Source organism: Acinetobacter sp. YH12041 (genome assembly GCF_013419975.1).
GTDB lineage: Bacteria > Pseudomonadota > Gammaproteobacteria > Pseudomonadales > Moraxellaceae > Acinetobacter.
Window position 1 is genome coordinate 218,344 of the sequence record NZ_VOZC01000004.1, and the last position, 14,578, is coordinate 232,921.

General features: G+C 40.6%; 14 protein-coding genes. 9 read left to right on the forward strand and 5 right to left on the reverse strand.

The annotated features are described in order from the left end of the window. Positions 1 to 160: 160 nt before the first annotated feature. Positions 161 to 400, forward strand: coding sequence for a DUF378 domain-containing protein (locus FTU00_RS04920; RefSeq protein ID WP_034703714.1), 240 nt, complete (start codon positions 161 to 163; stop codon positions 398 to 400). Between the two features lie 163 nt (positions 401 to 563). Here the strand turns inward: FTU00_RS04920 and FTU00_RS04925 are convergent, their stop codons facing one another. Further along, positions 564 to 1,607: an acyltransferase gene (locus FTU00_RS04925; RefSeq protein ID WP_257229783.1), complete on the reverse strand. Its 1,044-nt coding sequence runs from the start codon at positions 1,605 to 1,607 to the stop codon at positions 564 to 566. 1,200 nt (positions 1,608 to 2,807) lie between these two features. On the opposite strand from FTU00_RS04925, the gene FTU00_RS04930 reads away from it, so the two are divergent. From FTU00_RS04930 to FTU00_RS04945, 4 genes are all read left to right on the forward strand, one after another. After that, positions 2,808 to 3,248: a BLUF domain-containing protein gene (locus FTU00_RS04930; protein WP_004782875.1), complete on the forward strand. Its 441-nt coding sequence runs from the start codon at positions 2,808 to 2,810 to the stop codon at positions 3,246 to 3,248. A 410-nt stretch (positions 3,249 to 3,658) separates the two neighbouring features. Then, positions 3,659 to 4,867, forward strand: a complete 1,209-nt coding sequence (gene ubiH / locus FTU00_RS04935) for a 2-octaprenyl-6-methoxyphenyl hydroxylase (RefSeq protein ID WP_180069348.1) — start codon at positions 3,659 to 3,661, stop codon at positions 4,865 to 4,867. After that, positions 4,864 to 6,111: an FAD-dependent monooxygenase gene (locus FTU00_RS04940; protein WP_180179227.1), complete on the forward strand. Its 1,248-nt coding sequence runs from the start codon at positions 4,864 to 4,866 to the stop codon at positions 6,109 to 6,111. Before ubiH ends, FTU00_RS04940 begins: the two co-directional genes overlap by 4 nt. Before the next feature lie 174 nt (positions 6,112 to 6,285). Next, positions 6,286 to 6,537, forward strand: a complete 252-nt coding sequence (locus tag FTU00_RS04945) for a hypothetical protein (RefSeq protein ID WP_004782870.1) — start codon at positions 6,286 to 6,288, stop codon at positions 6,535 to 6,537. Between the two features lie 68 nt (positions 6,538 to 6,605). On the opposite strand, the gene rsmI is transcribed toward FTU00_RS04945, so the two are convergent. Further along, positions 6,606 to 7,448 carry a 16S rRNA (cytidine(1402)-2'-O)-methyltransferase gene (gene rsmI, locus FTU00_RS04950; RefSeq protein ID WP_180016844.1) on the reverse strand — a complete coding sequence of 281 codons (843 nt, stop codon included), beginning with the start codon at positions 7,446 to 7,448 and terminating at the stop codon, positions 6,606 to 6,608. Positions 7,449 to 7,458: 10 nt separating this feature from the next. On the opposite strand from rsmI, the gene FTU00_RS04955 reads away from it, so the two are divergent. The 4 genes from FTU00_RS04955 to FTU00_RS04970 all read left to right on the forward strand — a co-directional run bounded on the left by FTU00_RS04955 (position 7,459) and on the right by FTU00_RS04970 (position 10,538). Continuing rightward, on the forward strand, positions 7,459 to 8,418 hold the full coding sequence (locus FTU00_RS04955; protein ID WP_166138268.1) for a penicillin-binding protein activator: 960 nt from the start codon (positions 7,459 to 7,461) through the stop codon (positions 8,416 to 8,418). 9 nt (positions 8,419 to 8,427) lie between these two features. Continuing rightward, positions 8,428 to 8,841 (forward strand): YraN family protein, encoded by a 414-nt coding sequence (locus FTU00_RS04960; RefSeq protein WP_159123344.1) that lies wholly within the window; start codon positions 8,428 to 8,430, stop codon positions 8,839 to 8,841. A gap of 136 nt (positions 8,842 to 8,977) precedes the next feature. After that, positions 8,978 to 9,670: a BON domain-containing protein gene (locus FTU00_RS04965; RefSeq protein WP_159123345.1), complete on the forward strand. Its 693-nt coding sequence runs from the start codon at positions 8,978 to 8,980 to the stop codon at positions 9,668 to 9,670. Then, positions 9,660 to 10,538 (forward strand): alpha/beta hydrolase, encoded by an 879-nt coding sequence (locus FTU00_RS04970; protein WP_159123346.1) that lies wholly within the window; start codon positions 9,660 to 9,662, stop codon positions 10,536 to 10,538. Before FTU00_RS04965 ends, FTU00_RS04970 begins: the two co-directional genes overlap by 11 nt. Positions 10,539 to 10,607: 69 nt before the next feature. Here FTU00_RS04970 and nudC read toward each other — a convergent pair whose 3' ends face one another. The 3 genes from nudC to dnaQ all read right to left on the reverse strand — a co-directional run bounded on the left by nudC (position 10,608) and on the right by dnaQ (position 14,530). Further along, positions 10,608 to 11,387: an NAD(+) diphosphatase gene (nudC, locus tag FTU00_RS04975; RefSeq protein WP_180179228.1), complete on the reverse strand. Its 780-nt coding sequence runs from the start codon at positions 11,385 to 11,387 to the stop codon at positions 10,608 to 10,610. Beyond that, positions 11,387 to 13,030: a chemotaxis protein gene (locus FTU00_RS04980; RefSeq protein ID WP_180179229.1), complete on the reverse strand. Its 1,644-nt coding sequence runs from the start codon at positions 13,028 to 13,030 to the stop codon at positions 11,387 to 11,389. Before FTU00_RS04980 ends, nudC begins: the two co-directional genes overlap by 1 nt. Before the next feature lie 126 nt (positions 13,031 to 13,156). Beyond that, positions 13,157 to 14,530, reverse strand: coding sequence for a DNA polymerase III subunit epsilon (gene dnaQ, locus FTU00_RS04985; RefSeq protein WP_180179230.1), 1,374 nt, complete (start codon positions 14,528 to 14,530; stop codon positions 13,157 to 13,159). Positions 14,531 to 14,578: the final 48 nt, after the last annotated feature.

Here is a 14,578-nt window from a genome sequence, read left to right on the forward strand (position 1 = left end):
TTCAAATAAAATTAACTTTGTTAAAATTGAGAATTATAAGATGACAGGAATTCAACACAGCAATTGAGTTTTTAGCATCAAAGCAACATATTAATTCCGATTTCGTTCTCATACTTGACCTGTTCCTTAAATAAACTCAAAGAAGAGCAGGAGAAAAATGATGAGACTAAATACGCTTGACTGGATTGCTTATGCTTTAGCGATTATTGGTGGCATCAACTGGGGTCTGGTTGGTGCATTTAACTTTGATTTAGTCGCTGCCATCTTTGGTGAAATGAGTGCACTATCTCGAATTATCTATGTATTGGTTGGTTTGTCTGCCTTGTATCTGATCTATACTGGTACAAAATTGGGTCGACGCGATGTACATCATGAGTCTCAAGCTCGAGTAGTACGTTAACTGACTAAAAATTAATTGAAGTCATTGATATTTTTTTAATTAACTGATTTCTATAACAGATTAGTTAATCTAAAAGATATAAAGGACATTTAACAGAAACGGAGCTTAAGCTCCGTTTTTAGTATTTAAATTTTTGATAATGCCTAAAGAGATCAAAAAATATCTATAAGTTTTTTCTATCGACCGGATAAAAATACCTAAAGAAGTTAAATGGTTCTTTGCCTAATTTAATTAACCTTTTTTCTAAAACTAGATACGTAATAGAGCCTGCCAAGATCGAAGAGGTAATAAGTATAGAGCTAAATAGGTAAGGGTTTAATATATTGAGTTTATTTAAAACCATAGCAACTGGGCTTAAAGTAAAAGGATGAATCAAATATAAAGAGTAAGATGAATCTCCAAGATGATTAAAGAATCTTAAAATTAGTGATTTAGTTTCTGTGATTAAGTCTTCTAAAGCTACGCATCCAACAAAAATGAAAAACATTGGGATCCCGATTTTTAATGATCTCAAGGTGATGAAATCAGGTAGTTTATAAAAGTTTTGATAGGCTAATAGGGAAGCACCGACAAGAATCATAAATAAAGACATTAATCGGGAAAGACTAGTATTTTTTATAATGATAAATGCCAGAACGCCTAAAGCGAATTCAAGCAAAAGATTATGGGTTAAAAATATCAGAAATTCAGATTTTGGTTGGAGTATTAAACCTATAGCCACAACAACTGAAAAATATAGAATGATAAAAAGATATTTATATAAGTCTTTTAATAAAAAGATTAGGAAAAAAGAAAATATAAAATAATAATAAAATTCGTAGCTTAAAGTCCATCCATTATTAATTAAAAATTTACTGCCATTCGGAATTAAAAAGAAAGATTCGAAAATTCCTGTTTCACCACCGGATGAATTTATAAGATTTGGAGAAATCAGAAATACGATTAAAGCAAAAAAACTGAGAACCCAATAAAGAGGAATGATTCGGATGAATCGGTTTCTCATGAAATTTAGAAAATTAACTTTTTTATTATATGTTGTATAACACATAATAAAGCCAGATATTATGAAAAATAAATCAACGCCAGAACCACCTATGTGATACCACTGAAGCGTATCAACACTGTATTGTTGTCCTTTAAAGGAGGTATGACTTATAACTACCATTAAGGCAGCAATCCCCCTAAGAAATTGCACTGAATAAAGCATAGTTATTATTTTATTAAAGTATTTAATTTAAACTACCATACTCAATGTTTGTCTAACAAATATACCTAGTGAAAGACCGTGAATATTACTAATTATTTAATCTAAAATCATTACGGTTGGTTTTATATAAAAGTAGCCGTATTTTATGGGAACTCAAATATTCACTAGAGTTTAGAAACTGGTAAAAAATGAATTTTTTATTAATTATTATTATTTATTAACCGGCTTAAAATATGTTTCAAAATTTTAATAAAAAGTAAAAGTACTCAGCTTAATAAAAGAAATTCCAGAAACCATTGATGAATTAATTCAAAGATCACGTATACATTATTAACTTCACACCAAAATTTGGGAATTTTCTATAAGTAGATGAAAGATATAGGTAGTAGTGATTGCTAAGATTTCTGTTTAGAAACTTCAGTATCATCTTCAAATTTTTAATCATTAAATAATAAAAAACCCCGGCATCCTGCCGGGGTTTTTCGTATTGGTTAGCTTGGTATAACTCCTGTCGTACCTTACTGTCCTTGTGCTTATCTATTGTTATTCTTATGTGGAACTCCCTGTTCCTGATGTAATCATCATATGAAAATTCATTTAACTAAAATAGGGGTAAAGGACTTGAATAGCTGTAAGTCAAAGAGTACAAGATTGATTATTAAATAAGCATGTTTTTGTATCATTTAGAAATTAAAAACAATTACCTTTTAAAAATATTATAAGAAGAGAGGTGTAAGAAAGTACATACTTAATAAGTTGCTTGAGCTCGACTTAGACTGTCGTTTCTAAATTAAACATCGCGACTTTAATCCGTTCCTTCATCTTTGCTATCGTATTCGTAGCACTTGCACTATTGATTGAGAACAAATCGCTGATTTACATTTTTGCTGGCTTGCTGATGTTCTGGCAAAGATAACTGGTGCTCAAATTACATGAGCATTTAGAAAGTAAAAAACTGATACTTGATGGCAGATCTCAAATAGCAAAATTTTGAAGCTTTTTAATATAGAAATATTTGGAAAATGCGTGTTAAAAGCAAGTAGCTGAATTTATATAAAAATTTATTTTATTTTTCAAGTTATTTTACTATTCGATAAATTATTTTGTATCTAATCATAGAAAATTTTTATAAAATCAGTTATATATATTAAACAGAAAAATATTGAGTAATGTACATAATCTAAAATATTGAGGTAGACAATGAGCGACGCAAGACTTTTATATGTTAGTAAGTTGTATGATTGCGAAGATCCAATGAATGATCTATTCAATATTCTGACAGAAGCGTTGAATTTCAATTCACGTAATGCGATTTTTGGGGCTCTGTATTATGGAAATGGTTACTTTGTTCAATGTCTGGAAGGAGATAGGAACAAGATTGAAGATCTGTTCTATAAAAAAATCTTGAAAGATCCTCGACATAAAAATTGTGAAGTTCTGTATTTTGAAGATGTGAATGACCGTCTCTTCTCAGACTGGCATATGAAATATGCCAATATCCATCAGGATATTCTTGGATTCTTTGCCGAACATAATCTGGATGAATTCAATCCTTATACCTTGAATGCCGAGACCATTCCTCAATTTATACAGATATTGGCAAGTTTGAATGACCATGCCTATACATTGAAAGCAAGTTAATCCTTACATCATCATGCGATATAAGCTAAAGCTACGTATCGCATGATTTTTTAAAATGAGTATTTACTTTAAATAAGTTAAATAAAAAATATTATATAAATTCAAAAACATAAATATTGTTAATTCAAAAAATTATATCCAGATCCCATCTTCATCATTTCATACCAAGCCAAGCTTTTAAACCTAACAATCAGTGCCAAAATTCTTCTGCTTTTTATCAGGCAGATGATACTTCTGTATTTTGAAAAATTTAAGTAGGACGTTGAGGTGAGCTATAAATTAACCACAAGCAGACTTCGCTTCGAAACCGCAACCTAATTTATTATAAAAAAGAAATTTTTTAGGCTAATATAAAATTCATCATGATTATAAGTATCTATATATAGGTACGCCATTGAAAGGATTACAGCATGCAACAAGAAGTCATCATTGTCGGTGGTGGTATGGTCGGCTTGAGTCTCGCGCTGATGTTGGCCAAAACCAATATTGCAGTCAAACTTTTGGAAGCGATCAAATATCCAGATTATGATGATGTAAACCTTGCACCCTATCATTCCAGCTTTGATGCACGTAATAGTGCCTTGTCACGCCGTAGTGTACAGATTTATCAGGAACTTGGGCTTTGGGATGCCTTGCAGGAACATGCAACGCCGATTCTTGAAGTGAATATTACTGAGCAGGGCAGTTTTGGTAAGGCGCGCTTAATTGCAGAACAGGAAAAAGTCGAAAGCTTTGGCCAAGTGATTGAAAATGCCTGGCTAGGTCGTGTGCTATTAACTCAAGTCAAAAAAGAACCACTCATTGAACTGATTGATGGGGTTCAGGTCAGCTCTCTGACTCAAGATGCTGAGTTTGCTTATCTTGAAGCACAACGTGGTGATGCTTTATTGAAACTCCAATCCAAACTGGTGATTGCTGCTGATGGGCGTGATTCTTTCTGTCGTAAAGCGCTCGGCATTGGGGCTTCAGAACATGATTATGATCAGGTCGCTATTGTCACTACCGTTCAAACTTCTAAACCACATAATCATGTTGGCTTTGAACGCTTTAGCCACCTAGGACCTTTAGCCTTATTACCACTTCCAGGTGAATATCGTCGTTCTGTGGTCTGGCCTGTGAAAAAAGGAACGGAAGGAGAATGGCTGGGTGAAGAAAATGACCAGCATTTCCTGAACGCCTTACAAGAAACCTATGGCGATCGTGCCGGTAAATTCCAGAAAACAGGTAAGCGCTTCAGTTTTCCATTGTCCCAAGTATTAGCAGAAAAACAGGCTGTGGGCCGCGTGGTCTTGATGGGTAATGCTGCACATACAATTCATCCAGTAGCGGGTCAGGGTTTTAACCTGTGTATGCGAGATGCGCATGTATTGGTGCGCTACCTGAAAGAACAGCAGTCACAAGGTGCAGACTTAGGTGATGCAGCAGTATTACAGGATTATGAAAAATCCCGTTTGAATGACCAGCAAAGAGTGATTAAGTTCTGTGATTCAGTCGTACGTGGATTTAGTAACCAGAATCCATTCTTGAAACTGATCCGTAATACCGGACTGATTGCTTTTGATACCATTCCTGGTATCAAGCCACTAGTCGCTAACTATGCCATGGGGTTAAAAGCATGAGTCTGAATCCAAGTTCTGATGTATTAGATGTTGTCATTGTTGGTGGTGGACTAGTAGGTGGCTTGACCGCTTTATTACTTGCTCAAGGTGGTGTGCAAGCGACTGTTCTGGATGCTGCGCCTATTCTGGATGCAGACAAAACTTTAAGTGTAGCCAATCCGCGGGTTTTGGCGCTAAGTCAGGCGACTATTCATTTATTAAAAACTGTGGGTGTGTGGGACAAACTTGCACGCCAGCAGCCATATACTGGAATGCAGGTCTGGAATAAAAATGGCTACGGTGAAATTAACTTTGGTCATTCTTCAGAAAGAACACCTTCTGTAGAGCAGGCGCTAGGCTCAATGGTGGAACCGAGTATTCTGAATCTGGCCATCCAGCAAAAGATGCTTGAAGAGGTGCAAGATTACCGCACACAGGTCAAAGTTAACCGGGTTGAACGTGGAGTAGATGTTTGGATCATTCATCTGGCAGATGGTACCCAGCTCAAAACCAAGTTGGTCATTGGCGCAGATGGCGCGAACTCCTTTGTGCGCGAGCAAGCCTTTATCGATATCGATGTACTGGACTATAAACAGGCCGGAATCAGCTGCGCAATTAGAACAGCCCAGCCACATCAGCATGTCGCCCGTCAGATTTTTCTGGAAACTGGTCCTTTGGCTTATCTGCCAATGGCGAGTCTTAAAGAAGAAGAGCAAGGCCACTGGCAATCCATAGTCTGGACATTACCTGATGATTATGCCGATGAGTATGCAGCGCTATCAGATGCTGACTTCACTCAACTATTGACCTGTGAAAGCTATCATATGCTGGGCGAAGTGCTGGAAGCGACACCGCGAGCTAAATTCCCACTCAAAGCTCGTGCTGCACAGCAGTATGTACAAGATGGCTTGGCATTAATTGGTGACGCTGCGCATGTGATTCATCCGCTTGCTGGACAAGGGGTTAATATCGGCTGTCTGGATGCTGCTGTACTTTGTGAGGTGTTGCTACATGACAAAGCGCGTGGAGTGTGGGCCCATGTGCAGACCTTAAAACGTTATGAGCATCGTCGTAAAGGCCAGAATGATGCGATGATGCATAGCATGTCGGCGATTGGCTGGATGGAAACTACTGAGCTTTTCCCAGTGGTATGGGCACGTAATTTCGGGCTGAAACAGGTAGAGCAACAGGCAGTCCTGAAAGATGCATTTATGGCTCAGGCGAATGGTTTAAGTTTACTCAAAGATACACGTTATTCAGCCTAGCGGCCGAATGTAAATTTTTTAAACAAACATCTATAAAGAGTAACCATTTTGTTTAAAAAAGATACGATTTTTTGAAAATTAGGGCTAGGCGAAGACCAAAGAGATTGCTAAATTTCAGTTAATTTAAAGCTTGGTTCAATAGATAAAAGCGAAGCCATTTGTGGGGAGAGCAAAATGACAGACGTAAATGATTATGATGATGTAGAAGATCCTGTAATCGACGACGATGAAGCAAAAGCAGCAGAAAAAGGCGCTGCAAGTAGCGAAGAAGTTGTGAATGATACGGACGTATTAGAAGCTGAAACTTTGACTGTAACTGCTAAGCAGAAAAAACGTCAGGCACTTGAAGATGAAATTGCGGCTTTTCTGGCAAGCGGTGGCCGTATTACTGAAGTTCCAGCTGATGAATCCGTTGCAAGAGAATAATTGCACTCAATATTAGTAAATAAAAAAACACCACATTGATTGTGGTGTTTTTTATGGGTAAAGAAAAATTAATCGTTGGCAGAGGTTAGTTCCAAAGCACGTTGATAGGCGATTTTTTTCTTAATCCCGGTCAAATCGGCAGCCAGTTGTGAAGCTGCTTTGACAGACAGATCCTGCAATAAACGCAGTAACAATTTATCCAGTTTTTCCTGATCCAGATCTTTCTCTTCGATAGAACCACCAATCACCAGTACGATTTCACCTTTTTGCTGGTTATGGTCATTGGCAACAAATTCGACCAGTTCACCCAGTGTCATTTTCTTGATGGTTTCAAAGGTCTTGGTAATTTCACGGGCAAAACCGACAGGACGCTCTGCACCGAATACCGCTGCCAGATCTTTAACACATTCCAGAATGCGGTGTGGTGCTTCATAGAAAATTAAGGTCTGGGTTTCATCTTTCAGTTTTTCCAGAGTCAAGAGTCGCTGACTTTGTTTAGACGGTAAAAAGCCTTCAAAGCTGAAACGGTCACTCGGTAAACCTACTGCGCTTAAAGCGGCAATTGCAGCACATGCACCCGGTACAGGAACCACATGAATATTATGTTCTTGCGCAGCACGGACAAACTTGAATCCTGGATCGCTAATCAGTGGCGTGCCTGCATCACTGATCAATGCCATATCTTCACCATTGAGCAGGCGTTGAATCAGCTGATCAATCTTGTTGCTTTCATTATGTTCATGACAGGCTGTCAAAGGTGTTTGAATATTAAAATGTTTAAGTAATTGTGCAGAAGTTCGTGTATCCTCAGCTGCAATAAGACTCACCGATTTCAATACATTAATTGCACGATAACTAATATCATCTAAGTGCCCGATTGGAGTCGCAACAACAAATAACTGAGCACTCATAGGTTTCTCCATGTGGAATAAATCGAATAATAAAAAATGGAAGATTCAAAATAAAATTTTGGGCTTGGGGTTACTGGCCTGCGTCAGCAGCGTACAAGCAGAAGTGCTGATTATTCTACCTGAAAGCGGCCCCTTGGCGCGAGCCGCTTCGAGTATCAAGCAAGGATTTCTCAGTGCATATACAGCGTCCGGACAGAAAGTACCATTGAAATGGGTCAATTCAGATCAGAAAAAAATCTCTCAGTTACTCAAACAGCATGTCAGTAAAAAGACGCAAATGGTGATCGGCCCTCTGGCACGTCAGGATGTAGAGCAGCTGGTGCAAACTAAACCCAAGATTCGTACACTGAGTTTGAATGAAAGTAGTCTTACAGCGCCAAATATCTGGCAATTTAGCCTGTCGAAAAAAGAAGATGCGGCTGCCTTACAGAAGCAGATTGCGCAAGATGGGATTCAGCAACTGTTTGTGATGCGCCAACCGGGTAGTGAGTCAGAACATGAACTTCTGCTAATGTCACTACTTAGTCAGAGTGAGCTGCAACTGGAAATGATCCAGAAGCCACCATTTTTTCTGAAGAGCAAGCAGGGGATATTATTGCTTGGCAATGCGGACTGGCTGGCATCCTTACAGGGTTTGGGACATAAACGGATTTATACAGTCGCAAATGCAATTAATGAACAGCATGTTCCGCCACGAGGCATCAAGTTCTGCGATGTGCCGGTACTTTATTTTGCTAACTGGCCTGATGTGATGCAGGCTCATCAACAGGCACCGGTGAATATGTCCTATCAGCGCTTGATTGCTTTTGGTGGCGATGCCTGGCAAATCACCCAGTATTATTTAAACAATAAAAAAATACGCAATATTGAATTCCAGGGTCGTACTGGAATGATTCGGGTATCGGATCAGGGCATACAACGTACACCATCCTGTTTTCAGCAGAGTGCCAAAGGTCTCAAGGCACTATAAGAGTCAGCGATGCAGAAACAATTAGGTGTATGGGCAGAACAACAAGCTGCGCAACTGATGCAACAACAAGACTTTCAGCTCATTGCCAGAAACTGGCATAGCCGCTATGGTGAACTTGATCTGGTCATGCAGCGTGAGCAGGAACTGGTCTTTGTCGAAGTAAAAGCACGAGCTAAAACGGGTTATGCATTGGCTTATGAATCTGTTTCCTCTGCCAAGCAACGAAAAGTCCTACAAACGGCTGTATGTTTTATTCAAAAAAATCCACAGTTTGCACATTATTACTATCGTTTTGATGTGATTTGTTTTGATTTTAATCGGTATTTTGCAAAAACCATACAGCATGATTTTTCTCAATACCCTTATGATCTGCACTGGTTTGAAAATGCTTTTACTTTTGATCAAGAGTTTATTAATCTTTGAATAAAATAAGATCGGATGCGGTAGATAAAATTTGCAGCATCATGGGAAAGTTCAAGTATGATGAAGAATATCTGACCTTGAAAAACCAGATTATTATATTGAAATAAGACTGATTAAAATTAAGGAGTCTTGCTGAGTGGTTAAGCGTATTGCAATAACAATGCTGTGTGTCGCAAGTTTATCGGGTTGTGCCAGCTTTATTTCTAGCGGTACTGGTACGGCTCCTGTAGGTACCGAAAATGGAGCTCGGACGCTAGGACAGGTATTTATCGATTCTTCTATTGTACGTACTGCAAAAATTAATCTTTATAAACTGGATTCACGTTTTAAACAGTCAAGGGTCAATATTGAAAGCTTCCATGGTAATGTCCTGTTGACCGGGCAGGTGCCGGATGCGCATCTCAAGCAATTGGCAGAAGATAATGTCAAATCCATGAGTGATGTCAGAGCGGTGCATAACTTTATCACTGTGGGTAACCAGAGCAGCTACACTACGATCATGCAGGATACCGCCGTGACGGCGAATACCCGTGGTTTGATTATGAAAGCACCGGTGGTGTCTGACAGCAAAGTGCATGTGCATACTGAAGATGGTGTACTGTATGTGATGGGACGTCTGAACAGTGCTGAAATCGATGACCTGAATCAGGTGCTGCAACAAGTGGGGAATATCACGAAAATTGTCACGCTCATCGACAACGTGGATCAGCGCTCTGGTTATAGTACTAACCAGAATTTTGCAGCGCCTGCATCTTATGCACAGTCGGGTGTTGAACAGACTCCAGTCGCCATCGATCCTGATACAGTTGAACCGACCGATGTTCCATAAGGTCAGTCAATTTAAAACGCAGCTGTCAGATCAGATCCTTGAAGTCCAACAACGTTATAAAGATTTCCGGATCTATGATTTTGGCAGTTATGCGCTGAACCGGTTAACCCCCAAACAGGGTTATAGTGTTGAAACCCAGTTAGCCTATGGCTTAAAAGCCCGTCAACGTTTTGATCTGTTTTTAAGCCATCAGCCATTAGCACATCGCCCCCTGATTATCTTTGTCCATGGTGGTGCATGGCTGCATGGTGATAAAAAGGATTACCACTTCATCGGCGAGGCCTTTGCCAAAGAAGGTTATGATGTGGTGGTGATGAATTATCATCTAGCGCCTGAACATATTTTCCCGATTTATATTAATGACCTGCATTTATTGCTAAATCATTTGCAGCAGCATGCAGACCAGTTAAATGTTTCTACGGAAAATCTGGTCTTAATGGGGCATTCAGCCGGGGCATTTAATGTCATGTCAGCGCTATACCATCCACAAAAGGCCATGATTGAGCGGGAACAGATCCGCGCCATTATTGGACTGGCAGGTCCTTATCATTTTGACTATAAAGATGATCCGATCTGTGCCGATGCTTTTGACCAGTCGATTCCGTATCAGCAGGTCATGCCATATTATTTTGTGGAAAATACCTCCACCAAACATTATCTGTTCATGGCAGAGCGGGACAATATTGTCGGTCATTTCAACAGTCAGGATCTGGACCGGGTTTTAAAAGACCATGGCAATCATAGTGAGCTGATTACCATTCCGAAACTGGGTCATATTACGATGATCGGTTCATTGTCCAGTTTGTTTAGCCGGTTCTTTGAAACCAAGCCGCGTGTGATGTGGGCGCTAGAAGATGCTTTTAAATGAAGATCTGTGATCATGGTAATTCCCACAAAAAAGCCCGGTATAAAAACCGGGCTTTTTTAATTAAAAACCTTAGAGCCATTCACGGGTATCATCTGCGACTGGCGTGCCTTGAGTCACATGCATGATCATGGCATGGGCAATACTGCCTTTAAATGGAATTTCAGGCAGCTGATCAAACTTGAAGAATTTCGCATCGCTAATTTCTTCTTCCTGCAATTGCAGCTCACCGCCAGCATATTCTGCTTTGAAGGCAATCATCAGGTTACTTGGGAAGGGCCACGGCTGACTGGCAAGATACTGGATATTTTTCACTTTCAAGCCGACTTCTTCCAGCGTCTCGCGACGTACCGCTTCTTCAAGCGTTTCCCCAACTTCGACAAATCCGGCAATCAGACCATACATCTGGCTTTTGGTATTACGTGCATTTTTGGCCAGCAAAATTTCATCTTCACCGCGGGTAATCACAGTAATCACACAAGGTTGCACCCTTGGATACTGACGATAATGGCAAGCTGGGCAAACCATGGCATATTCAACAGCATGGGCTTCAGTCGGGGTGCCACAGTGGCTACAGAACTTGTGATTCCGGCGCCATTCCAGTAGTTGCACAGCACGGCTGGCCTGTTCAAATTGCTGAACATTCCAGAACTGTAATAATTGACGGATTGGAACCAGTTGCAAGCCTTCAGGAATTGGCTCATCTGGAAGAAGATCACGGGCAACCACCTGATCACCCGGATTCAGCAGCAAATCACTTGCCAGAGCTTCAACTTGAGGCAGTTGAAAGTGTTGATCGACCAGCAACTGTTGCTGATGGAAAATATAAGCAAGTGATAATTTTTTAGACATTAGGCAACGATTTTCAGTTTCTCACTACTGTCTAATGCTACCTTAAACATGGACTGTAATACAGGCTGTTTGTTCTTTAAGTTTTCGATCATCATGTCGGCACTAGCCAATGCATCCAGCGCATGATGAATTTCTACTGGTGTTAATGCAAGCGACTGTTCAATACGATTTTTGATGAACAGGGCAGTCGTATTGAATGCAGCTTTCACATGTTCAGCATTCAGGAACAGCATGGCACCGCCAATTTCACAGAACTGGATGGGTACAGGTTCGAGTTTGGTTAGATCTTGATCCTGCAGATAATCAGTCAGAATCTGGCTAGATAATTCAATCATTGCCTTGGTTTCATTCAACAAAGCGTTATGTGCTTCGTCCAGACGATCCAGCGAGATATTCATGTTATTCACACGTAGCTGCAAGCGGCTCGAAGTATGATGGCGCTCCAATACACCAATCGAGTTCATCGCGGATAGAATTACATTCATCAATTGTTGGGCAAAAGACTCATCTTTCAGAATATCTGCCTGGCTGAGTGAAGCTGCCTGACGGTTTAAATCATGATAGGCTTCGTTCAGGTTCAGAACCTTGAAGATATTGGCCAGGCTATTCAGCTGAGTCTGAAGTTCCTGAGTTTTTTCAGGTGTCATGTGCTGATAGTTGTATTCGATATCATTGCGGATCTGGGTCATTTCCGCAGTCACCAGTTCGCTAATGGTATGCATGGTTTCGAAGTCCGGACCATATAGGTGACGGCTGAAGACCTGAAGTTGCATATCTGTCAGTAGATCATCACCAATATTCAGCTGGCTACGGATTTGCTGTGCAGTTGCATCTTCCTGACTGATACATAAGCTTAATACATTTGCCAGATCAGACAGAGAGGCTTTGAAGCTGTCGGCTGAACTAAAGTACTGCGACATGTTGCGTTCAATACTGATTAAAGTACGTAAACGTGGTTCATTGATGAGCAGGTGATCAATATTATCAAAAGCAACATGCACCAGATGCCAGTATTGCTTGCTTGGATGACTTGCTGAAAGACCTGCCAGATAAGTACCGACCAGTTTGATCGCCTGCAGGTCCATCTCGCTTTCTTCCTGTTTTAGCAGTTTGTTAAGAGACAGTTTATACAGGCGTTGCACATATTTGGATTTTTCCAGACCTGGTACTTGGGGTAACTGGAAGTCTGGAGTAATCAGGTCAAGCAAAGGTTCAATATGCTGACCTTCAGTGGTTAATGGTTTACCAAGCGCAAGTTCCAGACGGTTCAGTGTATCGAGCAGGAACTGCGGGATTTTCACTTCACGCAAGCAGATAAATTCGATATAGCGTTTCAGCATGGTGGTGCCTTCACTCAATGCGATCACATCCTGAGTGTTGACCTGCGCCGGATTCCCCATAATCTTGCGCATCAGTTCTGCTGAATATTGTGCAATTTGTGCCAGATTCGGCATATCAATCAGTGCCAGTACCTGTGCACATTGTTCGAACTGATTTAATGCATCGTCAATGCCAAAAGGTAAAGTTTGATCTTCTACCAAGGTGCTTACTGCTGATTCGACTAACTTGATCGAGTTATCAACCTCATTTTTTATTATCAGTAAAGCTGTTGGATCAAAATGTATAGAGGTTTGGTAAGACATGGATCTGCACCTTTCCTTGAGTATTATCTATATATGAGCCCCGCTTTATCGGACGGGGCCTCTTTGGAATTACTATAACTGAAGAACTGTATTTTAAAAGCGAAATTACTGCTTGAAATTTAGATTTTATTTGGCAAAAAGGCAAGGCGTTCCATGCTTTTCTTCAAATTGTTTGACCCATTTCTCATGTTCGGCAAGTTCTTCATCTGATGGAAGAATCACAGGCAATTCAATTTCGATTTTCACAGTGCCTGAACTGCCGCCTTGTTCTTCGGTATGTGACAGGGCATCCATATCAAAAGAGACCTGTCCACCGGTCATGGCCAGATAAACATCGGACAGAATTTCCGCATCGAGCAAGGCACCGTGGAAGGTACGGTCACGCTGTGGAATTTCATAACGACGCACGAGGGCATCTAGAGAGTTTTTTTGTCCCGGATGCTTGGATTTGGCCATTGCCAGGGTATCGGTCACTTCACAAACTTCAGAAAGCGCGACAAAGCCTGCACGCTTGAACTCCATATCCAGGAAGTTCATATCGAAGGTTGCGTTATGCGCAATAATTTCGGCACCTTGCAGATAGTCAAAAAGCACCTGAGAGATTTCCTCAAACAGCGGCTTGTCTTGCAGGAACTCGTCGGTGATACCGTGGACATTCACCGAATCACCAACCGGTTTTTTCGGGTTGATATAAATATGGATTGAGCTGCCGGTAAGTTTTCGGTTAATCATTTCAATCGCACCGACCTCAATGATCCGGTCACCATCCTGATAATAGAAACCGGTGGTTTCAGTATCCAGAATCAATTGACGAGGGCCATGCAGCTCTAAGGTCGGCGGTGTAATCACAATTTGCGGATGTAGTTCGGTTGGATCTGAAGTGACTGAAGCGGACTCATCGGTATTTTCAGTTGTTTCCAAATTTTCAGTCTGTTCCATTTCTTCTACAGCCATTTCCATGCTCTCTTCGAGTTCTTCTTCGCTATCGACAAGGTCCAGCCCGAAAGGGTCGTCTAGAAGCCAGTCAGGTTCAGATTTTTTTTTATTTTCAGTGATTGCAGTCACTGATTTGGATTTTTTCAAGGTTTCATCTGCGCCTTGGTTGGCCAGTTGATCGGCCATTTCATTGCCAGGATGTCCGGCATGGCCTTTGACCCAGTGCCATTCAATATCGCGGCCTTGACAGGTGGCATCCAGTTTTTGCCATAGATCCGGATTTTTAACGTCTTTCCAGTTTTTCTTTTTCCAGCCATGAATCCATTCGGTAATGCCTTGTTTGACATAATTGGAATCGGTATAAATGACCAGCTTGGCATCTTTCGGACAGAACTGAATGCCTTTGATCGCTGCGGTCAGCTCCATGCGATTATTGGTGGTATGATCTTCGCCACCGCAAATTTTGTGTTCCTGCTGTTCGGTAATTATGTACGCACCCCAACCGCCTAAACCCGGGTTGCCGCGACAGGCGCCATCAACATATAGCGTGATAGTGTGAGACATAAATTAAAATCCGATCAAAAAAGAACTTGCTGAAGCGGATATTGTATA